The following is a 25,346-nucleotide window of genomic DNA, read 5'->3' as shown; positions in this document are numbered from 1 at the left end:
GGCGGTGCCGATCCGGCCGCCGGCACTCCCTCGGCCGTCGACACGGCCCGGATGTTCGACCGCGCGGAGCTGCTCGAGCTGTTCGGCGCGAACTGAAGCGCACCGGCGAAACGCGCCGAGCGGCACTGAGCCGCACGGGCGCGCCCGCTCCGACCGGCGAAGGCACGGGAACAGCGGCGGAAACCCACGGTAAACGGGGAAGCGGTACGAGGCCGCCGGAATTCGGTCGCGGCAGATGTGACCGCCGGGTCATCATGACGACGTGATTCACGGACGCGATGGCTGGGCAGATGTTGCCGCACCACGTGGGCCGTGATGCGGCCCGCAGGGGCCACCGACGAGAGGCAGAGGAAGATGGTCTACAGCAAGCAGGAAACGGCGGGCGCCCCGACGTGTTGGCACGCGGCCAGGTAATGCAGGTCCCCGGTTGCGTCGACGCTTGATGTGAGGCTGTTTCCCATGTTCGATCCGGTCATAGCGCCCAGCGGTACGCTGCTCGGCCTGCTCCAGCGGGGTCGCGGCGACGGCACGCTGCACGCGCTCACCGCCCCGCGCTCCGAAACGCTCGAGGCGCTGAACCACTGCGTGCTCCACGATCCGCGCCACGACTGGCAGGTGGAGAACCGCTCCCTCTACTACGCCCGCCTCTACCTCGACCTGCACGGCGAACTGGACGCCATCGAGGCCCACCTCTTCGATGCCGAGGACGTCCTCGACACCGACGAGTCGCGTACCGGCCTCAGCCTCGCCGTACTCGGGCATCTGGCCTCCTACGGCAGGCGGGACGCACTCGTCCTGTTGCGCAGGTACGCGGCCCAGGGCGCCAACTGGGCCTGGGCCCTGGACGAACTGGCCCTGCGGGACGACGACGCGGGCCTGCGCGCCCTCGCCGCCCCCGTACTCGCACGGTTCGCCACCGACCCCGAGGGCGAGGCCGAACTGGCCGCCACCGTCCGCGACGCCTTCGAACCACGCCCCTGGCGCCTGTGGGCCGACGATCCGCGCGCATCCGTCGCCACGCGCGTGCGGGCCGCCCAGGAAGCCGGCTCCTTCGACCGCTGGCAGCGGCAGATGCGCCCCACCGGGCCCCGCCCCGGGTGGAGCGTGCAGGCCGTCTTCGCATGGGCCCAGCAAGGAATCGAGCGCGGCGCCGCCCTGCATGTCCCGGCCGCCCGCTGCCTCACCGCCGTGGCCGGCCCCGAGGACCGGTCCGAGATCCTCCGTGCCGCCGAGGACGGCACGGAGGGCGCCCGCTGCACCGCCCTGCGCTACCTCGCCGACGGCAACGACCCGGATGCCCTCGCCCTGATCGAGCGCGCCGTGGCCACCGGGCCGGCGCCCGTCGTGGAAGCCGCCCTCGACGCCTTCGAACGGATGCGGAGCCTCGCCGCCGTCGACCGCGCGCGCCGCTGGGCCTGCCGGCCCGACGCCCTGGGCGCCGCCGCCGGCCGCGTCCTCGCCTGCCGGGGCGGTGTCCAGGACCGCGACCTGGTTCTTGCCGCCCTGCGCGAGGCGGTGCGGGGTGAAGGCCCCGACGCGCCGACCCTGTGGACCCTCGTCGACGGCGCCGGACGGCTGGGCATCGCCTGCGCCGCTCCCGTACTCCGCCACATCTACCGCGAGACCGCCTCCTCCCACCTGCGGGGCCGGGCCGCCCGTGCCCTCGCCGCCACCGACCCCTCCTACGGCAGCGGCTTCGCCGTCGAGTGCCTCTGGGACTGCGAGGAGTCCACCCGCGAGATCGCCGCGCGGCACGCGGAGACCGGCGACACCCGGGTCGTCGAGCGCCTGCGCAGGCTCGCCGCCGACCCGGCGGAGGAGGCCGAGGTGCAGACCGCCGTACGCAGCCGGATCGGTCCCGGGGAGACCCTCGTGTGACCGCCCGGGCGCGCGCACTGTGAACGGGGGATGACCCGCGGGTCAGGCGCGCATGGATGGCGTTCGGCCCGCATGGGTGTGCGAGGCAACGCTCATGGGACGTTCCCCCACCGGAAAGATCCACGTTGACGTGGCCACGCCCGGCACGGCGAGAACACCCGTATGCGAGTCGTCATCGTGACCGAATCCTTTCCCCCCGATGTGAACGGCGTGGCTCACTGCGCGCTCCAGACCGCCCGGCACCTCGTCGACCGCGGTCACGCCCCCGTCGTCGTCGCCCCCGCCACCGCGGGCGACGAGCCCGACGACCGGGCTCCGTGCCCCGTCGTCCGGGTCCCCTCCCTTCCGCTCCCGGGCTACCCGCAGGTCCGCGTCGCCCTCCCCAGCCGACGCGTCACCGCGGCGATCGCCGAGCACCGGGCCGACCTCGTCCACCTGGCCAGCCCCTTCGTGCTCGGGGTGCGTGGCATGGCGACGGCCTCGCGCCTCGGACTGCCCGCCGTCGCCGTCTACCAGACCGACCTCGCCGGGTACGCCCGCACGTACATGGGTGCCGGAGAGGCCGCGGCCTGGCGCCGCATCAGGTCCGTGCACTCGGCCGCCGACCTCACCCTCGCCCCGTCCGGCGCCGCACGGAACGACCTCCGGGCGCACGGCATTCCCAGGGTCAAACTGTGGCCGCGCGGCGTGGACACGGTCCGCTTCCGACCCGGCCTGCGCGACGAGGCGCTGCGCCGGGAACTCGCCCCGAACGGTGAGCTGATCGTCGGCTACGTCGGCCGGCTCGCCCCCGAGAAACAGGTCGAGCTGCTGGCCGGGACGAGCACCCTGCCCGGAGTGCGGGTGCTCGTCGTGGGCGACGGACCGAGCAGGCCGAACCTGGAACAGGCCATGCCCGGCGCCGTCTTCCTGGGGCGCCGCACCGGTGACGAACTCGCCCGCATCTTCGCCTCGCTGGACGTCTTCGCCCACACGGGCCCCTTCGAGACCTTCTGCCAGACCGTGCAGGAGGCCATGGCGAGCGGCATCCCCGTGGTCGCGCCCGCCGTGGGCGGCCCGCTGGACCTGGTCGTCCACGGGCGCACCGGGTTCCTGGTGCCGCCGCGCGACGCCGCCGCCGTACGGGACGCGGTCCGGTCCCTGGCCGCCGACCCCGGACTGCGGGCCTCCTACGGGGCGGCGGGGCGCGCGATGGTCGAGGGGCGTACCTGGGCCGCCGTCGGGGACCAGCTGATCGGCCACTACGCGGACGTGCTGACCGGGCGCCGGACGGCGGTGGCGGCATGAACGGGACCGCGGGAACGGGCGCTCCGCCGACCGGTGCTCCGTCCGCCGGACCCCCGTCCGCCGCAGCCCCGGCGGTCCGCACGCCGCCGCCGGCGCCGGCGGACGGTGCCCAGGGGGCCGGAGGTCCGCTGCGGATCGTGCGGCTCGCGAACTTCGTCGCACCGGCCTCCGGCGGACTGCGCACCGCGCTGCGGGAGCTCGGCAAGGGCTACCGGGCGGCGGGGCACGAGTCCGTACTCGTCGTCCCCGGCGACCGGGCGAGCGACCGGGAGACCGAGCAGGGGCGGGTGATCACCCTGCCGGGACCGCTGCTGCCCGGCACCGGCGGCTACCGCGTCCTCACCGACAAGCGGCGGCTGACCGCCCTGCTCGAGGACCTGGCTCCCGACCGGCTCGAGGTGTCCGACCGGACGACCCTGCGCTGGACCGGGAGATGGGCGCGGCGGGCCCGGGTGCCGGCGGTCATGGTCTCCCACGAGACCGCCGACGGCGTGCTGCGCACCTGGGGGATGCCCGAGGGAGCCGCGCGGCGCACCGCCGACGCCCTCAACGTCCGTACCGCCCGCACGTACGCACGCGTGGTGTGCACCACCGAGTTCGCCGAGCGGGAGTTCGCCCGGATCGGGGCCCGCAACGTCGTACGGGCACCGCTCGGCGTCGACCTGACGGAGCGGCGTCCCGCGCTGCGCGACCCCTCCGTGCGGGCCCGCTACGCGCGTGCGACGGAGAGCCTGCTGGTGACCTGCATCCGGCTGTCCGTGGAGAAACGGCCCGGTACGGCGCTGGACGCGCTCGAGGCGCTGCGGCGGCGCGGACGGCGGGCGGTCCTGGTGGTGGCCGGGGACGGGCCGCTGCGGAAGCGGCTCGAACAGCGCGCGCGGGAACGCGGACTGCCCGTCGTCTTCCTGGGCCACGTCCTCGACCGGACGTTCCTCGGCGCCCTCCAGGCCTCCGCCGACGTGTGTCTGGCGCCGGGACCCGCGGAGACCTTCGGGCTCGCCGCGCTGGAGGCGATGGCCTGCGGCACACCCGTGGTGGCGAGCTCCTCCTCCGCGCTGCCGGAGGTGATCGGCTCCTCCGGGGCGACCGCGGCGGACCGGGGGGAGTCGTTCGCGGACGCCGTCGAACTCCTGCTGGGACGGCCGGAGACGGAGCGGCGCGAGGGGGCACGCGCGCGTGCGGAACGCTTCGGGTGGGCGGCGGCGGTGGCGGCGTTCCTCGACGCCCACGAGGCGTCGCGCCAGGCGGCCGTACGGGACGACGCGTGGGAGAGCGCGGGGGAAGGCGCGCGGGAGGACGTGGCGCCGGGCCGGCCCGCGCCCGCGGTGCTGCCGGGAGGTCCGCGGTGAGACCCGCCGGGAGACCCGTGCGCTTCGTGGCGCTCGGGGACTCGCTGACCGAGGGTGTGGGGGATCGCTCCGACGGCGGATGGCGGGGCTGGGCCGCGCTGCTCGCCGGGTCGCTCGGCGAGGAGCCCGCGCTGTTCACCAACCTCGCGAGAAGCGGGGCGCAGACGCACGACGTGCTCGAAGCGCAGCTCCCCGTGGCCCTGGACCTGGGGCCCGACCTGGTATCGGTCGTCGTCGGGGTCAACGACACCCTGCGCCGGAGCTTCGACATCCATGCCGTGGCCAGACGGCTGGACCGGGTGTACGCGGCCTGCACCGCCCAGGGCACCGTGCTGCTCACCGCGTGCCTGCCCGATCCCGGTGGCGTCATGGGCCTGCCCGGGGCACTGGCCGGTCCGCTGGCCCGGCGACAGCGTGCGGTCAACACCGTCGTCCACGCGCTGTCCGACCGGTACGGCGCGGTGCACCTGCACGCCGGCGGGGGCGACTGGGTCACCGACCGCGCGATGTGGAGCGTGGACCGGATGCATCCCGGCGAGCGGGGGCACCGCCAACTGGCCGTGAGGTTCCACGCGCTGCTGGTGGAACGCGGCCTCGCGGCCGGGCCGGCGCCCTCGCCCGAACCGCAGTCCGCGGCACCCACCCCGGGGGCGAGCCTGTGGTGGATGGCCACCGCCGGCACCGGATGGGTGGCCCGCCGGTGCACCGACCTGCTGCCCCAGCTCCTCGCGCTCGCCGCCGACGAACTGCGGCATCGCGCGCGGGGCACGAGCATCCGGCTCGACCTGCGGGCCTCCGCAGCGGTGTCGGCGGCACTGGCCGCGCTGTCGGCAGGGGAGCAGCGGCCGGGCACCTCCCAGGGGCTCAGCGGCGCCCTGCCGCAGTGAAGCGGAGGCGCACCGGCGCAGGACGGGGGAGGAGGAACGGGACGTGTGACAACCGCGACACCGTGACGCATCTGCGTCGTTTGGGTCGTTGTCAGATCGAGGACCTAGTCTGTGCACCGTGACTTCACCAGCATCGACGGACAGTGCTCCGCCCCAGCTCAGCGCGGGGCCGCGGCCCGCGCAGGGCCCGGCGGCCGACGAAGGGCTGGCCCGGCGGCTGCGCGCGCTCGCCTGCACCGCGCCGCTGCACGACCTCGACGCGCGCAAGGCCAACCTGGCCGGCGAGTACTCGGTGTACGGCATGGCGGAGATCGCCCTGGCGGCCATCGACCTGGTGACGCTGAACATGGACTTCGACACGGGCGCCGACCACGACCAGATAGTGGCCCGGCTCATCCCGCGCATCGCCGCCCAGGCCCCGCGCCGGCCCGCCGCCGAGCACGAGCGGGTGGCCCGCTGGGTCCTGGAGAACCTGATCAACGTCGGCAGCGTCGACCGCGGCTTCCGCGCGGTGTACGGCGTGTTCGGCGCGGACGGCGCCTATGTCCGCCGCGACTACGACTTCAAGCTGATCGAGGAGGTTCCCGGCCCCGGCGGCACCGTCTACCTCCGCACCACGGACGAGGCGGTCAACGTCCTGGTCGGCGCCCTGGACACCGATGTCACCAGCGCCCAGATCGCCGCCGAGGTCAAGCTCGAGGTGCTCATCAGCCGGGGCAGGCTCGCCGACGCCCAGCTCGCCGCCGAGCAGGCCCGCTACCGGACCGTGCAGTACTCCGAAACCCTGCGCCGTGCCCTGGACGCCACCCGGCGCAATGTGCGCGCGGTGGACTGGCTCGCTGCCGTCCCGGACATGATCGCCGAGGCCCTGGACCACGTCGCGGACCGATACCGCCACGAGAACGCGATCCTCACCAACATCCGCAAGGCCCGCGACGAGTCGGAGGAGCCGGAGCACAAGCGCAGGGCCGCCGAGCTGGTGGACATCGTCAAGGACTGCATCCGCAGGCACACCCAGCTCCAGTCCCGGCTGCTGGAGGCCGGCCCGCTGTTCCGCGCCGAACAGGACCGGCAGGCTTTCGCCACCCCTGCGTCCTCCTCGGGCACGGACCTCTACGGACACCTCCTGGCACCGCTGCTCCCACTCCCCCTGGAGCAGGCGGTCCGGGTCACCGACACCTTCTTCGCCCGCGGTACCGGACTGCGTACACCGGTGTCCGTCCGGGTCGCCGATCTCGTCGACATCCTGCTGACCCCGCCGGTGGAGCGGGAGCACCTGGGCGCCGAGATGCCGGACCCCGACCTGATCGCCACACCGGACGACAACCGCTTCACCGAGGAGCAGCTGGCGGCCGCGACCGCGCTGCTGGAACTGCCGGCCGACGCGCCCCGCCGACTGTCCGGACTGCTCGCGGAGGCACGCTGTCAGGACCCCGAACTTCCTTACCTGGTGGCACTGCTGGCGGTCCATGCGGCCAGCCCCCCGGTGGGCACCGCCTACCGCCAGGGCGAGCGGCGGCTGCTCTTCGCGGTGGACGACGGCGTCGAGCTGGACGACCCCGAGTTCGGCGGCGCCGACCTCATCGTCGGCACGGCCCTGCTGGACGCGGCGGGAATGGCGGCGGACCGGACGGAGGCGGCGTGACGAGCCTTTCGCCCGCGATCCGGGAGCCGGCTGCGGCCGGCGGCCCCGGGGCCGCCGGCCGCACCGCCAGCACCGCCCGTACGGTCCGTGCCGCCCGCGGCGCAGTCATCGCCCTCCCCGTCGTCCCTGCCGCCCCCGTCGTCGTCCCGTGCGAGGAGGAACCGTGTCCGTGACCGAGTATGCCGAGTGGAGCGAGGCGGAGCCCGCCACCGCACCGGCGAGCTCCGCCGTCACCCCCGCCGACGCCGCCGACGCGGCGCGGCTCGTCGCTTTCGGCCTCCAGCCCAAGCTCCAGCCGGCCCGCGACCAGGAGTACGCGGACCTGCTGCGCCGCTACCGCGAGGACCCGCCGTTCGCGCGGCTCGCCGACGCCGTGGCCACCGGCCTCGGGCTGATCGTCCTGGAGGTGTCCCCGCGTGCCGGAATGGCCGTGACCGCCGCCGAGGACTCGGTGTTCGCCGTCCGTATGGGCGACTACGCGCGGCGTACTTCCGCCGACGGCGGAGACAGGTTCCTGCACGGGCTCGCGCACCTCGCCGTCGCCGTCATGGCGTTCCCCCGCCCCGAGGACCTCGCCGACGACGGCTACATCGGGCGGGTCACCGTCAACGGCGTCGACGCCTTCGTGCGCCAGACCTGCCACCGGCTCGAGGAGCAGGCCGCGGAACAGGGCGAGAACACCGACCCGGCCAGCGACGCCCCCGGGCTGGAGACGGCCTGGCGGGTCTGGGCGAGACGCAGCGCGACCGGAGCCACCAAGGACGCCCGCAGGCTCGCGGGCTCGACCACCGGCATCGTCGCCAAGGCCGTCACCTTCCTCACCGACTCCGGCTTCCTGCAACGCACCGGGGACGACAACGGCGGCACCTACCGCACAACGGCCCGCTACCAGCTCCAGGTGCGCGACCTGGCCGGCAGCGCGGCCCTGGCCGAACTGCTGGAGCTGGGCGTCGTCCCGGTCACCGACGGCACCCCGACCCTGCTGCCCGCGGACAGCGGAGAGGACCTGGACCTGGTGGCCGACGCCGGTCTGCCCTTCCACTCCACCTGAGCAGCTCCAGCACCGCTGCCCACGACCGCTGTCCGAACCCGCTGTCCTGTCCGCGCCCACCTCCCCGTTCCTCCCTGTCGTCCCGAACCACCCCGACCTGCCGAAGACTTCGAGAGTCCGCCATGTACGAGCTGTCCCGGGTCCGCCTCTACTCCATCGGGCCCGCCGGTGCGCGCTACGCCGACACCGTGCTTGACCTGCGCGGTGTCGGTGAGACCGTGCCGCAACCCGCGCCGACGCAGGCGGAGTTCTTCGCGGAGGAGCCCGTCGGCCCGCCCCGTCGCCCCGCGCCCGCCGGGGTGCTCTTCCTGGAGAACGGCGGCGGCAAGTCCGTCCTGCTGAAACTGATCTTCTCCGTGATGCTCCCGGGCCACCGCAACACCCTCGGCGGCGCCAGCTCCGGCGTGCTGCGCAAGTTCCTGCTGGCCGACGACTGCGGCCACGTGGCCCTGGAATGGCAGCACGTGCTGACCGGCGAGTGCGTCGTCGTCGGCAAGGTCAGCGAATGGCGTGGGCGCCAGGTCTCCAACGACCCGAGGAAGTTCGCCGAGGCCTGGTACTCACTGCGACCCGGTCCGGGGCTCAGCCTGGACAACCTTCCCGTCGCCGAGGCCACCGCCGTACGGCCGTCCGCCGACGGCCAGTCGGGCGCGCGGGGCCGCCGCCGCACCATGAAGGGCTTCCGGGACGCGCTCACCGAGGCGGGCAAGACGTATCCGCACCTGGAGGTGCACTGGGAGGAGACCCACGAGCGCTGGACCGAGCACCTCGGCGACCTGGGACTCGACCCCGAACTCTTCCGCTACCAGAGGGAGATGAACGCCGACGAGGGCGAGGCCGCAGGCCTCTTCGCGGTCAAGAAGGACTCCGACTTCACCGACCTGCTGCTGCGCGCCGTCACCGACACCCGCGACACCGACGGACTCGCCGACCTGGTCGGCGGCTTCGGCAACAAGCTGGGCCGGCGCGCCGAGCTGATCGCCGAGCGGGACTTCACCGCCGGGTCCGTCGAACTGCTCGGCCGGATCGTCGAAGCCACCGGCGCCCGTACCCGGGCTCGGGAGATCCACACCGCGGCCGAGCGACGCACCCGCACCCTGGCCCGCAGGCTCTCCGCGCGCGGCCGCCAGGAACGCGTCCGCGCCGCCGACCTCGCCCACCGGGTCACCGTCGCCGCCGACGCCGTCACCCGGGCCGGGACGGCCCGCGAGCACAGCGCGCTGATCTCCGCGGAGATCGCCTACCGGCACGCCTCACTGGCGCTGGCGGCGGCCGAGAAGTCCGCCGCCGCGCAGAAGCGCGAACTCGCCGACGCCCGTACCCTGTACGCGGCCTGGCAGGCCGCCGAGGCGGCGCTGCGCCACCGCGCCGCCGCCGACAGGGTCGCCAGGGTCTCCGCCGTGATCCAGGAGGCCGAGCGGGACGCGGCGCCCGCGCTCGCCGCCCGCGCCAAGGCCGCCGTCGATCTCGTACGCGCCCTGCACACGGCCGCGCAGAACGCGGAGAACCTCGCCAACGAGGAGGAGGAGCGGTCCGCCGCCCTCCAGGAAGTCAGCGACACCGCCCACCGCGACGCCACCGCCGCCGCCACCGAGACGCAGCGCGCCCGCAGCGAGATCGGTCATCTCAGGCAGCGGCTCGCCGAGGTCGAGCAGGAGACCACGGAGGCAGTCCGGGCCGGCTGGCTCGACGACAGCGCCCCCGACGCCGACCCGGCCCGCGCCGCGCTTGCGGCCAGCGACGCGGAGAAGACCGCGGTCACCGCCTGGGACGCGGCTCGTGAGACGTCCCACCGGGCGACCGAGCACGCGCGCGAAGCCGCCGCCGTCGAAGCCCGGGCGGAACTCACCGCCGCCCGCGCGGCGGACGCGGCCACGGCGGCCGGCCGCGCCCACGAGGGCGAACTGCGCACCGCACAGGCCCTCGCCGCGGAGGAACGGCCGGCCGAGCTCCTCGGCCTGCCCGGAACGAAGTCCCGCCCCTCCGTTCCGCGGCCCCGCCCCGACACGGACGCCGAACCGGGCGACGGCCCCGTCACCGAAGGCGCCCTCACCGCCACGGAACTGGACCGTTTCGCCGACGACCTGCGCGAACTGCTCGAGGAGGCGGTCACCTCCGCCGAACGCCAGCTGTTCGAACTGCGCACCGCCGCCGCCGACGACGCCCGCATCCTCGGCGCCCTCGGTGACGGCGGGCTGCTGCCGCCGGGACCGGACGTGCTGGCCACGGTCGAGTTGCTCGGCGAGCACGGCATTCCCGCTCTGCCCGGCTGGCGCTACCTCGCCCAGGCCGTCGACCCCGCCGACCACGCGCGCGTGCTGGCCGCCCGTCCGGAACTGGTCGACGGCGTCGTCATCACCGACCCGGAATCCCACACCCGTGCCCGTGCGGCCCTGAGCGACGCCGCCCTGCTGCCCCGCTCCGCGGTCGCCGTCGGCACGGCTGCCGCCCTCCTCGCGCCGACCCCGGCATCGGGCGCGGACACCGGCGACGTCTTCCTGGTACCGCCGAACCCGGCCATGCACGACGAACACGCCGCCGACGAGGAACGGCAGACACTGCGCGCCCGTGCGACCGCACGCGACGAGGAGATCCGGGCGCTCGCGGCACGGCTCGCCAAGGACCGCGAGCTGACCGCGCGGCTCACCTCCTGGCGCACCGGCTGCCCGCCCGGCCGGCTCACCGAACTGGCCCGCGCGGCGCATGACGCCCGCGCCTTCGCGGAGGAGTCCGAGGCGGAACTGGCCGAGGCACGCACCGTGCGGGCGGAGGCCGAGGAGGCCGCCGCCGAGGCCGCCCGGGTGCGTGACGAGCTCCAGGAGACCGCGCAGAAGGCACGTCGCGCCGCCGACGCCCTCGCGGGACTCGCCTTCCGGCTCCGCGAACGGGCGGGCTGGCAGGCCACACTGCGCGAACTGGCCGACGACGCCGCCGAGGCCGAGGCCCGCGCCCAGGCCTGCCTGGATCGCGCGAGGACCGCCGACGAGGACCGGCGCGGCGCGCAGCGGGCAGCCGACGACGCCCGGCGCACCGCGCGTGCGCTGCGCGCCGAGCGCTCCGAGATCGCGGGCGCCCCCGACGACGTACCCGACGACGCGGCCGGGGCCGGCACCGAGCCGTCGCGGATCTCCCTGCCCGCTCTGCGGGAGGCGTACCGTGCCGCGTCCCAGGTGTACGAGAAGGTCGGCGTCGGTGCCGATCTGCGCGCCGAGCAGGCCCGTGCGGAGAGCGACGAGAGCGCGGCGCGCGCGGAGCTGGACCGGCTGAGCAACAAGGTCCGCAACCGGGCGGAGCAACTGCTGGAGTCACCCGACGGCTCGGACGGTCCCAGCCGGCAGGCCGCCGCGGCCCGCGCCGAGGAACTGGTGCAGCTCCTGGAGACCCGGATGTCGAGCGCGAGCGAGCAGCTCGGGCGACTGCGCGGCGAGGCCGAACGGCTGGCGCCCGAGGAGGGCGGGCAGCACACCGCGCTCCCCGAGGACATGGTGCCGCGCGACGCCGAGCACGCCCAGGCGCTGTTGCGCACCGCCACGGCCGAACTGGCCTCCCGGACGGGGGAACTGGACAGCGCCAGGGAGATCCACGGCGATCTCCTCGCCGCGCACCGCGGCGCCGAGGACGCGGCCGAAGGCTTCGACGAGATCGCCGCCATGCTCCGCGACCTGCTGCGGGAACACACCTCCGAGGAGGAACCGGAGCAGCCCGAGCCCTATCCCGGCAGCCCCGAGGAGGCCCGCCGGTCCGCCGCGGAGGCCCGCAGGTCGCTCCGCGGTTGCGCCGCCGACCTGTCCGCCGCCGAGTCCACGGTGCGCGAGGCGAGCGACATCCTTGTCCGGCACGCCAACTCCACACGCTACGAGCAGGTCCGCACCCCCGCCCGGCAGCAGATCCGCGAGCTTCCCGCCTCGGCACTGCCCGAGCACGCCCAGAAGTGGGCGGACGCCTTCGCGCCCAGGCTCCGGGTGCTCACCGACGAACTGGAACAGCTGGAACGCAACCGCGACTCGATCGTGGACCGGCTCAGAGGGCTCGTCGAATCGGCCCTCGCCACTCTGCGCTCCGCCCAGCGGCTGTCGCGGCTGCCCGAAGGACTCGGCGAGTGGTCGGGGCAGGAATTCCTGCGTATCCGCTTCGAGGAACCCGACCAGGCGACCCTCACCGAGCGGCTCGGCGAGGTCGTCGACGAGGCGACCCGCGCGGCCGTCCGCAAGAACTCCGACCTGCGCCGCGACGGCATGTCCCTGCTGTTGCGCGGAGTCGCCGCCGCCCTCCGGCCGAAGGGCATCGCCGTCGAGATCCTCAAGCCGGACGCCGTGCTGCGCGCCGAGCGGGTTCCCGTCGGACAGATGGGCGACGTGTTCTCCGGAGGGCAGTTGCTCACCGCCGCCATCGCCCTGTACTGCACGATGGCCGCCCTGCGTTCCAACGACCGGGGCCGCGACCGGCACCGGCACGCCGGCACCCTGTTCCTCGACAACCCCATCGGCCGCGCCAACGCCACCTACCTGCTGGAGCTCCAGAGGGCCGTGGCCGACGCGCTCGGTGTGCAGCTCCTCTACACTACCGGCCTGTTCGACACGACGGCACTCGCGGAGTTCCCCCTGGTCATCCGTCTGCGGAACGACGCCGACCTGCGAGCGGGCCTCAAGTACATCAGTGTCGAGGAGCACTTGAGGCCGGGCCTGCCGCGGGAGACCTCCGACGAGGAAGCCGTGCACAGCGAGATCACGGCCACCCGGATGTTCAAGAGGCCCGCCCCGGCGAACGGTTGACCAGACGTCCTCTCCCTCTGCTCGCCCNNGGGCGAGCAGAGGGAGAGGACCCGCCCGCGTGTCCCGCGGGACGGCGGAGCGTCCGGGTCAGGGGTGGGACAGCTGACCGGTCCCGCCGCCCTGTCGGCGTATTCGCGCTTGCGCACGCTGCGCGGACCGCTCCCGGCGGCGGGCACGGCGCCGCTCGCGCCGCAGGGCCCGCGCGGTGCTGCTGGGTGCGGACACCACGCCGTTGCGCTGGTTCCAGACCTGGCGGGTCACCCACACGTCGAGGACACCCCAGGTGGCCATGATGGTGCTGACGATGCTGCTGATGATCATGGGGAACGCGAGCCAGGAACCGGCGAGCGTGCACAGGAAGGCCACCATGGCCTGAATCAGCGTGATCGCGACGATGATGACCGCCCGCACGGCCGACGTCCGCACCGGATCCGGCAGCCGGCGCCGCCGCGCGGGCTCCTCGACCCACAACGGCCGGTGCTCCGGCTGCCGGTGGGCCCCGTCCCCCGTGCCGTGGTTCCCACCGGTCTTCCCGGTGGCCGGTGTCCCGGGCCCGGCGATGCCTGCGGCGGTTCCGGTCCGGTCCTCGCCGTCCCCTGTCCCGGTCACGCCCGCCGATACCTCGTCAGTCCTGGTAGTGGGAAGGTCCTGGGTGCCGACCGCGACTCTCCCTGCCGCGGACGCGCCGCCGCTCGGAGTCTCGCTGTCCGGCCGCTCCACCACCTGCGTCACCAGGTCGCCCTCGGGCGACCCGTACCGCTCCGCCGTGCCCATCAATGTGTCACTCCCCACCGCCGGCAGACCGCCTTTCCGGGTCCGAAGACCCGGTTCCCCAACGACTGCCCGGCTTGCACTGATTTACGCCGCCCGGATACGGGGCATGGCTCCTGTGGCCGATTCCGCCCCCATCACCCACAGAGAAGGACGAAGGGCGCGTCATAAAGATTCCCGCGTAAGAAAAGGAATCGGCCAAATCCTACTCGCGGGTGCCGCGGCTCGTTCCGTCGGCCTCCTCTGCGAACCGGGAGGCAATCTCCCCCAATGCCCGGACAACTCGCCATGTCTCGCCGTCGGTGCGGAAGTTCGGATTCCGGAGAGCTCTTCGAGTTGGCCGTGGCACGGTAGTAGGCTCGCGCCGTTTGTTGACGCACATGTGTGCTCCCGGCTGTCCCGGGGGCCGAGCTGGGGGAGGCCATGCGCTTTCGCGGGAAGTCCATCCGCCGGAAGATCGTGGCGCTGCTTCTCGTGCCGCTGGTGTCCCTGACGACGATCTGGGCCTTTACCACTCTGCTGACGGGCCGTGAGGCAAGCCATCTGCTCGATGTGTCGTCGGTGATGGAAGAGGTCGGTTACCCCGTGGAGGACACCGTCCGTGTCCTCCAGCAGGAGCGCCGTCAGACTCTGGTCCATCTCGCCGACCCGCGCGCCTCCAACGGGCTCGCCGCACTCCGCCGCAGCCGCGCCGCCACCGACAAGGCCGTCAGCAGCGTCCGGGAGAACGCGGCGGACCCCGATGTGCGCGAGGCGATGGGCCAGGACACCGAAGCGCTGAGCGCGGTACTGGACTCCCTCGACGGCATCGAGTCCCTGCGCCGCAGTGTCGAGGACGGCACCGTCGACCGCTCTCAGGCCCTCGACCTCTACAACCGGCTGGTCGACCCGTGCTACACCCTGTTGGCCGGTCTGCACGTGGTCGACGACGTCGGGCTGGACAAGCAGTACCGCGCCCTCGTCAGCCTCGCCCGGGCCCGTGAACTCCTCGCCCGCGAGGACGCCCTGCTCGGCTCCGCCCTCATCGTCGGCGCGCTGTCCCGCTCCGAGGCCCGGGACATCTCCGACTTCGTGGCCCAGCGCACGCTGCTGTACGACGCCGGTCTGCCGCAGCTGCCCGCGGCGGAACGGGACCGCTACGAGAGCTTCTGGAAGAACGCGGCGTCCGCGCCGCTGCGGGTCGCCGAGGAGGCGGCCCTCTCCTCCGGCACCGGACCGCCCCGCGGCATCACCGCGAGAAGCTGGGACACCGCAGCCGGCCATGTGCTCGAGGAACTCGGCACCCTCAACGACCAGGCCACCGACCGTTACCAGGACCGGGTCCGGCCCGTCGCCATGGGCGTCATCACCCAGGCCGTCGTCGCGGGTCTCCTCGGCCTGATCGCCCTGCTCGTCTCGCTCTTCCTGTCCGTGCGCATCGGCCGCGGCCTCATCCGTGACCTGAGGCAGCTGCGCCTGGAGGCCCACGAGGCGTCCGGCGTGCGACTGCCCAGCGTGATGCGGCGCCTCTCGGCGGGCGAACAGGTGGACGTCGAGACCGAGGTCCCGCGCCTGGAGTACGACAGGAACGAGATCGGCGAGGTCGGCCAGGCCCTCAACACCCTGCAGCGGGCCGCCGTGGAGGCGGCCGTCAAACAGTCCGAACTGCGCTCCGGGGTCTCGGAGGTCTTCGTCAACCTCGCGCGTCGCAGCCAGGTCCTGCTGCACAAACAGCTCACCCTCCTGGACACGATGGAGCGCAGGACCGACGACACCGAGGAACTCGCCGACCTCTTCCGCCTCGACCACCTCACCACCCGCATGCGCAGGCACGCCGAGGGTCTGGTGATCCTCTCCGGCGCCGCGCCCTCCCGGCAGTGGCGCAAACCCGTCCAGCTCATGGACGTCGTGCGCGCGGCCGTCGCCGAGGTCGAGGACTACGAGCGCATCGAGGTCCGCCGGCTGCCGCGGGTCGCCGTCACCGGCCCCGCCGTCGCCGACCTGACCCACCTGGTGGCCGAACTCCTGGAGAACGCCACGGTGTTCTCCCCGCCGCACACCGCCGTCCAGGTCCTGGGGGAGCGCGTCGCCAACGGCTTCACCCTGGAGATCCACGATCGAGGTCTCGGCATGGCCGCCGAGGCGCTGCTCGACGCCAATCTGCGGCTCGCCGAGACACCGGAGTTCGAACTCTCCGACACCGACCGCCTCGGACTGTTCGTGGTCAGCCGTCTCGCGCAGCGGCAGAACGTCCGGGTCTCCCTGCAGCCGTCTCCCTACGGCGGCACCACCGCGGTCGTCTTCATCCCGGACGTGCTCCTCACCGACGACGTCCCGGACACCAACGGCGCCGGCTTCCGCCTCGACCGGTCCCGGCGCGCCAAGGACAGCGAGCCGGAGGACAGCCGCCGTCTCGCGCTCTCCCGGGTGCCCGTCCAACTGCCCGGACTGCCCGCCTCGCTCCTGAACGGTCCGGTCGAACTCGAGGCCCCTGTCGACCTGGACGCCCTCGACGACTACCCGGGCGCGCCGAGGGACGAGGACGAGGAGCGCGGCGGCCTGTTCGGCCACCGCCGATCCCCGGCCCGCCCCAAGGACGAGCGGCCGGGCCGCCGCCGCGAGTCCCACCCACCGGCCACCGGCATCGGCAAGGGCAACGGACCGGACCTGGACACGGACGGACCGGACCCGGACCCGCGTGGCCGGGCAGGCGCCCCGGTCCCGCCGCCCCGCAGGGGAACGCCCAAGCTGGTCAGCTCGCACGGACGTCCCGTCGGTGACGAGCACGCCCGCCGGGAGAGGCCGGACCAGGACACCGGTACGTCGTCCGCCCGCCCGCAACCGGAACCGGCGCCCCCGTTGCCGACCCGCCGACGCGGCGGGCAGCCCTCCCCGGACCGGGATCCGGGACCAGCCGGCGGGGAGAAACCGCCACCCCTGCCCGCCCGCCGGCGGGGCGCGGAGTCCCGCCCCCGGATCGGTGCACGCGCCGACGACCGGCCCGCGAACCGGGCGCCCCGAGGCTCCGCCCGGGACGACGGCCCACCCGCCCCGGCCGCCGGTGACCCTCCGGGCGGCTCCGGACACCCCACGGGCACGCCGCACGCCCGCCACGAGCACTCCGCGGCGGGCCCGGCGGCGGAGCCAGGCTCCGGCAGCGCCCCGCAGGACAAGGGCGCCGGCCCGGCCGACACCGCATCGCTGCCCCGGCGGGTACGGCAGGCCAGCCTCGCCCCCCAGCTCAAGCGGAGCGTGCCACGACGGAACGAGGAGAGATCCCAGCCCGTCGAACGGGACGCGGAGGACGTACGCAGCCGCATGGCCTCGCTCCAGCGCGGCTGGCAGCGTGGCCGCGAGGAGAACGCCGCGGGCGACGACGCCTCCGGCGGGGCAGCGAGCACCACAAGGAACGACCAGGAACGACCAGGAACGACTAAGGGGGACGGTCGATGACCGCACCGCACACGACCGGCCACGCCGACGACGGCAAGGGGGAGCTCAACTGGCTCCTCGACGACCTGGTGGCCCGCGTCGCCAGTATCCGAAAGGCCGTCGTCCTCTCCGGCGACGGCCTCGCCACGGGGGCCTCCCAGGAGCTGACCCGCGAGGACAGCGAGCATCTGGCCGCCGTCGCCTCCGGGTTCCACAGCCTCGCCAAGGGGGTGGGCCGTCATTTCGAGGCAGGCAGTGTCCGCCAGACCATCGTCGAACTCGACGAGGCGTTCCTGTTCGTCACGGCCGCCGGGGACGGCAGCTGCCTCGCCGTTCTCGCCGACGTCGACTCGGACGTCGGGCAGGTCGCCTACGAGATGACCCTCCTCGTGAAGCGGGTGGGTCCGCATCTGGGAACCGAACCGCGTACCGATCTGCCCCCGGGCGGGTAGTGGGACGGCATGAGTACTGACGGTGAGGGAAGAAGCCACTGGTTCGACGACGAGGCCGGACCGGTCGTCCGTCCGTATGCCATGACGCGGGGCCGCACTTCGAGTGCGGCCCAGCACCGCCTCGACCTGATCGCGGTGGTCGTCACCGAGCCCGGCGCGGACGATCCGGAGAGCGACCCCACACTCTCCCCGGAACACGTGGACATCGTCGAGCTGTGCCGGGACACACCGCAGACGGTCGCCGAACTCGCGGCGGAACTCGACCTGCCGATCGGAGTGGTGCGCGTCCTCGTCGGCGATCTCGTCGATCTCGAATCGGTCCACGTGAACCGGCCCGTTCCCCCTGCCGAACTGCCGGACGAGAGTATTCTGCGCGACGTGATCAACGGCCTCCGGGCGCTGTGAGCGGCGCGGAAGCGGGGTACTGACGTGACAGGCTGGCAATTCTGGATCGACCGGGGCGGCACCTTCACCGACATCGTCGCCCGTCGACCCGACGGACGACTCCTCACACGCAAACTGCTGTCGGACAATCCGGCCCTCGACCGGCCCGGTCGTCCTCCCGGCGGGGCGGAACCCGCCGCCGACGCGGCGGTCGCGGGTGTCCGCGAACTGCTGGCCGGCTCCCGCGATCCCGTCGAGTCCGTACGCATGGGAACCACGGTCGCCACCAACGCCCTCCTGGAGCGCACCGGCGAACGCACCCTCCTGGTCGTCACCCGCGGCTTCCGCGACGCCCTGCGCATCGCCTACCAGAACCGCCCCGCCATCTTCGCCCGCCGCATCGAACTGCCCGAGCTGCTGTACGAACGGGTCGTCGAAGTGGACGAACGTGTCGCCGCCGACGGCACCGTCCTGCGCGCCCCCGACCTGGACGCCCTCGACGGGCCGCTGCGCCGGGCTCACGACGACGGCATCCGGGCCGTCGCCGTGGTCTGCATGCACAGCCACCTCCACCCGGCCCACGAACAGGCGGTCGGGGAACTCGCCGCCCGCATCGGCTTCCCGCAGATCTCGCTGTCCAGCGAGGTCAGCCCGCTGATGCGGCTCGTTCCCCGCGGCGACACGGCCGTCGTCGACGCCTACCTCTCGCCCGTACTGCGCCGCTACGTCCGGCAGGTGGCCGACGCACTCGACGGCGTACGGCTGATGTTCATGCAGTCCAACGGCGGCCTCGCCGAAGCCGCGCAGTTCCGTGGCAAGGACGCCGTCCTGTCCGGGCCGGCCGGCGGCATCGTCGGGATGGCCCGCATGTCGCAGCTCGCCGGCTTCGACCAGGTCATCGGCTTCGACATGGGCGGCACCTCCACCGACGTGTCCCACTTCGCGGGGGACTACGAACGCGTCTTCACCACACAGATCTCCGGCGTACGGCTGCGCGCGCCCATGCTGGACATCCACACCGTCGCCGCCGGCGGCGGCTCGGTCCTCCACTTCGACGGCTCCCGCTACCGCGTGGGCCCGGACTCGGCCGGTGCCGACCCGGGTCCCGCCTGCTACCGGGCCGGCGGCCCGCTCACGGTCACCGACGCCAACGTCATGCTCGGACGCATCCAGCCCGCCCACTTTCCGGCGGTGTTCGGCCCGAACGGCGACCAGCCCCTCGACGCCGGCCTCGTCCGCGACCGCTTCTCCGGCCTCGCGCGCGAGATCCGCGAACAGACCGGCGACGACCGCACCCCGGAGCAGGTCGCCGAGGGCTACCTGCGGATCGCCGTCGCCAACATCGCCGCCGCGGTGAAGCGGATCTCCGTCCAGAAGGGCCACGACGTCACCCGCTACGCCCTCACCACCTTCGGCGGCGCGGGCGGACAGCACGCGTGCAGGGTCGCCGAATCCCTCGGCATTCGCACCGTCCTCGTGCCGCCCATGGCGGGCGTCCTCTCCGCACTCGGTATGGGCCTCGCCGACACCACGGCCATGCGGGAACGCTCCGCCGAAGCACCCCTGGAGCCCGCCGCGATGCCCGGCATCCACCGGATCGCCGACGACCTGGAAGCGGCGGCCCGCGCCGAACTCCTTGCCGAGGACGTCCCCGAGGACCGGATCGAGGTCACCCGCCGGGCCCAGCTCCGCTACGACGGCACCGACACCACCCTCACCGTCGGACTGACCGACCCCACCGCCATGCGCCGCGCCTTCGAAGAACGTCATCGCGCCACGTACTCCTTCACGCTCGACCGCCCGATCGTCGTCGAAGCCCTCTCCGTCGAAGCCACCGGCATCACCGAACCCCCCGATCTCTCCGCCCTCGCCCCGTACGAAGGCCGCCCGGCCGCCCCGCGCTCCGTCCGTCTCCACACCGGCGGCACCTGGCGCGACGTCCCCCTCCACCACCGCGAGGACCTTCCCCCCGGCAAGGCGGTCACCGGACCGGCGATCATCACCGAGGCCGGCTCCACGACCGTCGTCGACGAAGGCTGGCAGGCCGCTCCGAACGACGACGGGCACGTGGTCATGGAACGCGTCGCGATTACGCAGAGTTCCGATCCCGGTACCGAATCCGCCCCGGAGGTCGACCCGGTTCTGCTCGAGGTCTTCAACAACCTCTTCATGTCCATCGCCGAGCAGATGGGCGCCCGCCTCGAGTCCACCGCCCAGTCCGTCAACATCAAGGAGCGCCTGGACTTCTCCTGCGCCCTCTTCGACCCGGACGGAAACCTGGTGGCCAACGCCCCTCACATCCCCGTCCACCTGGGCTCGATGGGCATCGGTGTCAAGGAGGTCATCCGGCGGCGCGGCTCCACCATGCGCCCGGGGGACGCCTACGCCGTGAACGACCCCTACCACGGCGGCACCCATCTCCCCGACGTCACCGTGATCACCCCGGTCTTCGGCACCGGGTCCGCCGACACCACGCAGGGTGACCGAAGCGTTCTCTTCTACGTCGCCTCACGCGGCCACCACGCCGAGATCGGTGGCATCGCCCCGGGTTCCATGCCCGCCGACAGCCGCACCATCGACGAGGAAGGCATCCTCTTCGACAACTGGCTGCTCACCGAGAACGGACGGTTCCGCGAGGAGGAGACCCACCGCCTCCTGACCGACGCGCGGTACCCCTCCCGCAACCCGCAGACCAACCTCGCCGACCTGCGTGCCCAGATCGCCGCCAACCAGAAGGGCGTCGACGAGGTCGGCCGGATGATCGAGAACTTCGGCCTCGACGTGGTCCAGGCCTACATGCGGCACGTCCAGGACAATGCCGAGGAAGCGGTCCGCCGCGTCATCGACGCCCTCGACGACGGCGAGTACGCCTACGAGACCGACTCCGGGGCCGTCATCCGGGTGCGCGTACGCGTGGACCGCGCGGACCGCTCCGCCACCATCGACTTCACGGGCACCACCACGCAGTTGCCCACCAACTTCAACGCCCCCTTCTCGGTCGTCAACGCGGCCGTCCTGTACGTCTTCCGCACCCTGGTGGCCGACGACATCCCGCTCAACGACGGCTGCCTGCGGCCCCTGCGGATCATCGTGCCGCCCGGTTCCATGCTGGCGCCCCAGCCGCCGGCCGCCGTCGTCGCGGGCAACGTGGAGACCTCCCAGAGCATCACCGGCGCCCTCTACGCGGCGCTCGGTGTCCAGGCCGAGGGCTCCGGCACCATGAACAACGTCACCTTCGGCAATGCCCGCCATCAGTACTACGAGACCGTCGCCTCCGGCTCGGGCGCGGGAGAGGGCTTTCCCGGCGCGTCCGTCGTACAGACCCACATGACCAACTCGCGCCTCACCGACCCCGAGGTCCTGGAGTGGCGCCTGCCCGTCCTCATCGACGAGTTCGCCGTGCGCGAGGGCAGCGGCGGAGCGGGCCGGTGGCACGGCGGGGACGGCGCGGTCCGCCGCATCCGCTTCCTGGAACCCATGACCGTCTCCACGCTGTCCCAGCACCGCAGGATTCCCCCGTACGGCATGGCGGGCGGCGCGCCCGGCGCGCCCGGCGCCAACCGGATCGACCGCGCGGACGGCACCGTCACCGCACTGGACGGCAGCGACTCGGCGGACGTCCGCCCCGACGACGTACTGGTCATCGAGACCCCCGGCGGTGGCGGCTACGGTCCACCGCCCGACCCTCACCGAGCAGGAGAAAAGTACGATGATCTTCGGGCGTTCTGAGCGCGGCAAGCCCCCGGTCGAGCCCGTCACGCTCAAGATCCTGGTGGCCGGCGGCTTCGGCGTGGGCAAGACCACGCTCGTCGGCGCGGTCAGCGAGATCAGGCCGCTGCGCACCGAGGAACTGCTCACCGAGGCGGGGCGCCCGGTCGACGACCTCAGCGGGGTGGAGACCAAGAACACCACCACGGTGGCCATGGACTTCGGCCGCATCACGCTCCGCGAGGACCTGGTGCTGTACCTCTTCGGCACACCCGGTCAGGAACGGTTCTGGTTCATGTGGGACGAACTCGCCGAGGGGGCCCTCGGCGCCGTCGTCCTCGCCGACACCCGGCGGCTGGAGGACTGCTTCGCGGCCATCGACTACTTCGAGCGGCGCTCCATACCGTTCCTCGTCGGCGTCAACTGCTTCGAGGGAGCCGTACGGTACCCGGCCGACGACATCCGCCGGGCCCTCGATCTCGACCCGGACGTACCGCTCCTGACGGGCGACGCCCGGGACCGGGAGTCGGTCAAGACGATCCTCATCGGCGTCGTCCAGCACGCCATGGCACAGGCGGCACGGCGCCGGCAGGCCGTCACCACCTGAACCCGAGGCGGCCCGGCCGGACCTCCTCCCGCGGTGCCGGCGCCCTCCCGGCGCCCGGTCGCCCCCGTCGGTTGTGAAGTGCCAGGTCGGCCAGGACGTCTTCCCGCCCTCACGGAGCACGCCGACGACGGCCTCCACCTCCCTGCCCACCCGCCGGCTCGGCGACGGCGGCCCCAGGAGCCGTCTTGCCCGGCACCACCGTCCGCACGGCGGGCGACTCCACCGCGATCGACGTGCACGGCTCCCACGGAAGCCCCTGGTTGCTCGCACAAGGTGACGGAGTCCGGTACCGGAGGGCCGTGTACGACCGCACCCGGCCGCGGCGCGACAACGGATCTCCCTCACCCTCGTCCAATATTCCTGACGAGTCGTCAGGAGTGTGTCGCGGGTGAGCGAACAGGGGCAGAGTGCTTCCCCGTCGCCCCCGCCTCCTGATAGATGCAGGAGACATGACACAACTCTCCGCCGCGGTACGCGCTCTGGTCACCGCACTCGCCGCCCTGACGGCGACGACCGCCGCGACCGCCCCCGCAGCATCCGCCCCGGCCACGCCGGAGCCCAGGGCCCCGAAGGACTTCGTGGCGCTGAGCAGCGTGGACCCGACGATCATCCAGGAGATCCGCTACTTCACCCCGCACAACTTCGTGGGCGAGCGCATCGACGGCTACCGGGAGCCGCTGTGCATCCTCACCCGCCCCGCGGCCCGGGCCCTCCACGAGGCCCAGCGGAAGCTGCTGCCCCGCGGCTACTCCCTCAAGGTGTACGACTGCTACCGGCCCCAACGCGCCGTGGACCACTTCGTACGCTGGGCCAAGGACCCCGACGACCAGACGATGAAGGCCGAGTTCTACCCGAACGTCGACAAGTCCCGGCTGTTCGCCGACGGTTACATCGCCGAGAAGTCCGGCCACAGCCGCGGCTCGACCGTGGACCTCACCGTCGTACGGCTCCCCGCCACGCCGACCCGCCCGTACCGCCCCGGAGAACCCCTCACACCCTGCTTCGCGGACCAGGACGAGCGCTTCCCCGACAACTCCGTCGACATGGGCACCGGTTACGACTGCTTCGACACCCTCAGCCACACCCTCGACCCCCGCATACAGGGCGAACAGCGGGCCAACCGGACGCTCCTCAAAAACACCCTGGAGGACCTCGGCTTCGTGAACCTGGCCGAGGAATGGTGGCACTACACCTTCAAGCCGGAGGCCCGTCCGGACACCTACTTCGACTTCCCGGTGTCCCGGAGATCGCTCGCCGGCCACCGCTGAGCGGCCCCCCGGAGACGCCCCCGCCCCGATCGGTTACAGTCCGCGCGTGCCCAGAACCCAAACCCCCGGCCCCGATCCCGTGCCGGACTCCCACTGCTCGAGCTGCGGCACGCCCTTCGGCGAGGGCGTCTCCGGCTGGCCCCGCACCTGTCCGGCATGCGGCACCGCCGCCTATCGCAACCCGCTGCCGGTCGCGGTCGCCCTCCAGCCCGTGTACGACCCGAAGGGCACCGCCCTGGTCGTCATCACCCGGACCATCGCCCCCGCGCGCGGAGGCACGGCCCTGCCCGGCGGTTACATCGACGACCGGGAGGACTGGCGCCAGGCCGTCGTCCGCGAACTCCGGGAGGAGACCGGCATCGACGCGGCGAGCCGCGACGTACGCCTCGCCGAGGCCATGAGCTCGCCCGACGGACACCTGCTGCTGTTCGGCCTGCTCCCGGAACGTCCCGCGGAAGGGCTGCCGCCGTCCGCCGCCACGGCCGAGACGGAGGGCTGGCACCTGCTGCGCCGCGCGGAGGAGCTCGCTTTCCCGCTGCACACGCGCGCCGTGCAAGCCTGGTTCGAGGGCCGGTACATATGACCCCACGGCCCGGCCGGCCGCAGGGGCACGGACGGGGCCGGGCTCTTGCCCGCCCCGCTCAGTCCGCTCCGAGCCCGCGGACACGCACCGGGTGGGGCGGACCGCCGGTGCCGTGCCCGCCCTCCCGCTCGACGACGATCCGGGACCCCGCCCAGCGGGCGGTGTACCGCTCGATGCCCGGCTCCTCCCAGCCGTCGCCGGCGTCCGCGACGACCGTCCCGCCGCCGGCCCGCCCCCTGACGGGCGCCCACACCTCCAGTTCCAGCCCGCCGTCCTCCCCGTACACGGGGATGACGGCGCCCGCGCGGGCGAACACCGGAATGCGGTCCAGGGGCGCGTCGACCACTATCCGGGCAGGCCCGTCGAACGCCCGACCCGTCGCCGTCTCGTACCAGCGCCCGCCGGGCAGCCGCACCGTACGCCGTTCCGCGCCCGCCACCAGCACCGGCGCCACCAGCAGGCTGTCGCCCAGAAGGAAGGCGTCCTCGCAGTCGCGCAGCGCACGCTCCTCCGGCGCCGACCACCACAGCGGCCGCACACAGGGAGCACCGGTCCGTCGGGCCAGATGCGACAGCGTCACGAGGTACGGCCGCAGCCGCCGGCGCTCGACGAGAGCCGCGCGCGCGTGCGCCAGCACCTCGGCACCGAACTCCCACGGCTCCCTGTGCCCCGCCCCCGCGCGGGTACGGAGCAGCGGCAGATGGGCTCCCAGCTGGAGCCACCGCAGATACAGCTCGGGAGAAGGATTCCCGCCGGTGCCGCCGACGTCCGGCCCCGCGTACGGGACACCGCACAGCCCGAGCCCCAGCACCAGGGCCAGCGACGCCCGCAGTCCGGGCCAGCCCGTGGCCGCTTCCCCCGGCAAGGACCCGCCGTAGCGCTGCATGCCGGCCCACCCCGAGCGTGAGAACAGGAACGGCCGCTCCTCGGGCAGCAGCGTCCGCAGCCCCTCGTGGGCCGCCCTGGCCATGCACAACGCGTACACGTTGTGCGCCTCACGATGATCACCGTCCCGCCCGTCCAGGGCGTGACGGGCCGAGCGGGGGAGCGTCGGCTCCCCGAACGCGGCGAACGACGTCGGCTCGTTCATGTCGTGCCAGAAGCCCGCGAACCCCTGCCCCAGCCGCTCCGCGTACAGACCACCCCACCACGCGCGCACGCGCGGGTGCGTGAAATCGGGGAAGACCGCGTCCCCGGGCCAGGACACACCCCGGACGACAGCCCCCGAGGCGTCCCGCACGAACGCGTCCCGGGCCGCCCCCGCGTCGTACACGGCGTGACCGTCCCCGGCGG

16 protein-coding genes and 1 pseudogene are annotated in these 25,346 nt (G+C 73.5%); 15 read left to right on the top strand and 2 right to left on the bottom strand.

The genetic code is table 11. The annotated features are described in order from the left end of the window. From AOK11_RS44960 to AOK11_RS16090, 8 genes and pseudogenes are all read left to right on the top strand, one after another. A pseudogene (locus AOK11_RS44960) lies at positions 1-96 on the top strand (ankyrin repeat domain-containing protein); the annotation flags it as partial. 363 nt (positions 97-459) lie between these two features. After that, complete coding sequence (locus tag AOK11_RS16120) at positions 460-1,878, top strand: hypothetical protein (protein WP_055594416.1); 1,419 nt, start codon at positions 460-462, stop codon at positions 1,876-1,878. Positions 1,879-2,040: 162 nt separating this feature from the next. Beyond that, positions 2,041-3,165 carry a glycosyltransferase family 4 protein gene (locus AOK11_RS16115; protein WP_055594415.1) on the top strand — a complete coding sequence of 375 codons (1,125 nt, stop codon included), beginning with the start codon at positions 2,041-2,043 and terminating at the stop codon, positions 3,163-3,165. Next, positions 3,162-4,514: a glycosyltransferase gene (locus AOK11_RS16110; RefSeq protein WP_079034881.1), complete on the top strand. Its 1,353-nt coding sequence runs from the start codon at positions 3,162-3,164 to the stop codon at positions 4,512-4,514. Before AOK11_RS16115 ends, AOK11_RS16110 begins: the two co-directional genes overlap by 4 nt. A gap of 26 nt (positions 4,515-4,540) precedes the next feature. After that, positions 4,541-5,401: an SGNH/GDSL hydrolase family protein gene (locus tag AOK11_RS16105; RefSeq protein ID WP_206188853.1), complete on the top strand. Its 861-nt coding sequence runs from the start codon at positions 4,541-4,543 to the stop codon at positions 5,399-5,401. A gap of 118 nt (positions 5,402-5,519) precedes the next feature. Then, positions 5,520-7,046 (top strand): hypothetical protein, encoded by a 1,527-nt coding sequence (locus tag AOK11_RS16100; RefSeq protein WP_055594413.1) that lies wholly within the window; start codon positions 5,520-5,522, stop codon positions 7,044-7,046. Positions 7,047-7,215: 169 nt separating this feature from the next. Further along, the gene (locus AOK11_RS16095) at positions 7,216-8,097 is read left to right on the top strand and encodes a hypothetical protein (RefSeq protein WP_055594418.1); all 882 of its coding nucleotides are present in this window, start codon (positions 7,216-7,218) and stop codon (positions 8,095-8,097) included. Positions 8,098-8,219: 122 nt separating this feature from the next. Beyond that, positions 8,220-12,869: a hypothetical protein gene (locus tag AOK11_RS16090; RefSeq protein WP_055594412.1), complete on the top strand. Its 4,650-nt coding sequence runs from the start codon at positions 8,220-8,222 to the stop codon at positions 12,867-12,869. Between the two features lie 87 nt (positions 12,870-12,956). On the opposite strand, the gene AOK11_RS16085 is transcribed toward AOK11_RS16090, so the two are convergent. Next, positions 12,957-13,643 (bottom strand): hypothetical protein, encoded by a 687-nt coding sequence (locus AOK11_RS16085; RefSeq protein ID WP_055594411.1) that lies wholly within the window; start codon positions 13,641-13,643, stop codon positions 12,957-12,959. A gap of 420 nt (positions 13,644-14,063) precedes the next feature. On the opposite strand from AOK11_RS16085, the gene AOK11_RS16080 reads away from it, so the two are divergent. The 7 genes from AOK11_RS16080 (at position 14,064) to AOK11_RS16050 (ending at position 24,053) form a co-directional block, all read left to right on the top strand. Then, positions 14,064-17,072: a nitrate- and nitrite sensing domain-containing protein gene (locus AOK11_RS16080; protein ID WP_055594410.1), complete on the top strand. Its 3,009-nt coding sequence runs from the start codon at positions 14,064-14,066 to the stop codon at positions 17,070-17,072. Next, the gene (locus tag AOK11_RS16075) at positions 17,069-17,503 is read left to right on the top strand and encodes a roadblock/LC7 domain-containing protein (RefSeq protein WP_055594409.1); all 435 of its coding nucleotides are present in this window, start codon (positions 17,069-17,071) and stop codon (positions 17,501-17,503) included. The genes AOK11_RS16080 and AOK11_RS16075 overlap by 4 nt, the downstream gene beginning before the upstream one ends. Positions 17,504-17,512: 9 nt before the next feature. After that, on the top strand, positions 17,513-17,908 hold the full coding sequence (locus AOK11_RS16070; RefSeq protein ID WP_055594408.1) for a DUF742 domain-containing protein: 396 nt from the start codon (positions 17,513-17,515) through the stop codon (positions 17,906-17,908). A 24-nt stretch (positions 17,909-17,932) separates the two neighbouring features. Next, on the top strand, positions 17,933-21,616 hold the full coding sequence (locus AOK11_RS16065; RefSeq protein WP_055594407.1) for a hydantoinase B/oxoprolinase family protein: 3,684 nt from the start codon (positions 17,933-17,935) through the stop codon (positions 21,614-21,616). Next, positions 21,597-22,202, top strand: a complete 606-nt coding sequence (locus tag AOK11_RS16060) for a GTP-binding protein (protein WP_055594406.1) — start codon at positions 21,597-21,599, stop codon at positions 22,200-22,202. Before AOK11_RS16065 ends, AOK11_RS16060 begins: the two co-directional genes overlap by 20 nt. A gap of 449 nt (positions 22,203-22,651) precedes the next feature. Then, a complete protein-coding gene (locus AOK11_RS16055) occupies positions 22,652-23,470 on the top strand; it encodes a M15 family metallopeptidase (protein ID WP_055594405.1) in 819 nt (272 codons plus the stop codon). A gap of 46 nt (positions 23,471-23,516) precedes the next feature. After that, the gene (locus tag AOK11_RS16050) at positions 23,517-24,053 is read left to right on the top strand and encodes an NUDIX domain-containing protein (RefSeq protein WP_055594404.1); all 537 of its coding nucleotides are present in this window, start codon (positions 23,517-23,519) and stop codon (positions 24,051-24,053) included. Positions 24,054-24,111: 58 nt separating this feature from the next. On the opposite strand, the gene AOK11_RS16045 is transcribed toward AOK11_RS16050, so the two are convergent. Further along, a partial coding sequence (locus AOK11_RS16045; RefSeq protein ID WP_240497367.1) for a glycoside hydrolase family 31 protein occupies positions 24,112-25,346 on the bottom strand: 1,235 nt, incomplete at its 5' end.

This window comes from Streptomyces hirsutus (assembly GCF_001418415.1).
In the GTDB taxonomy this organism is placed as follows: Bacteria; Actinomycetota; Actinomycetes; order Streptomycetales; family Streptomycetaceae; genus Streptomyces; species Streptomyces hirsutus.
Note: the sequence above shows the minus strand (reverse complement) of the source record. Positions and strands in the feature narration are given on the sequence as shown.

What these genes read in the sequence shown, in the direction of transcription:
- AOK11_RS16090 (WP_055594412.1), top strand. Translation starts at nt 8,220, where the DNA reads ATGTACGAGCTGTCCCGGGTCCGCCTCTACTCCATCGGGCCCGCCGGT.
- AOK11_RS16115 (WP_055594415.1), top strand. Translation starts at nt 2,041, where the DNA reads ATGCGAGTCGTCATCGTGACCGAATCCTTTCCCCCCGATGTGAACGGC.
- AOK11_RS16080 (WP_055594410.1), top strand. Translation starts at nt 14,064, where the DNA reads ATGCGCTTTCGCGGGAAGTCCATCCGCCGGAAGATCGTGGCGCTGCTT.
- AOK11_RS16085 (WP_055594411.1), bottom strand. Translation starts at nt 13,643, where the DNA reads ATGGGCACGGCGGAGCGGTACGGGTCGCCCGAGGGCGACCTGGTGACG.
- AOK11_RS16060 (WP_055594406.1), top strand. Translation starts at nt 21,597, where the DNA reads ATGATCTTCGGGCGTTCTGAGCGCGGCAAGCCCCCGGTCGAGCCCGTC.
- AOK11_RS16055 (WP_055594405.1), top strand. Translation starts at nt 22,652, where the DNA reads ATGACACAACTCTCCGCCGCGGTACGCGCTCTGGTCACCGCACTCGCC.
- AOK11_RS16070 (WP_055594408.1), top strand. Translation starts at nt 17,513, where the DNA reads ATGAGTACTGACGGTGAGGGAAGAAGCCACTGGTTCGACGACGAGGCC.
- AOK11_RS16075 (WP_055594409.1), top strand. Translation starts at nt 17,069, where the DNA reads ATGACCGCACCGCACACGACCGGCCACGCCGACGACGGCAAGGGGGAG.
- AOK11_RS16110 (WP_079034881.1), top strand. Translation starts at nt 3,162, where the DNA reads ATGAACGGGACCGCGGGAACGGGCGCTCCGCCGACCGGTGCTCCGTCC.
- AOK11_RS16120 (WP_055594416.1), top strand. Translation starts at nt 460, where the DNA reads ATGTTCGATCCGGTCATAGCGCCCAGCGGTACGCTGCTCGGCCTGCTC.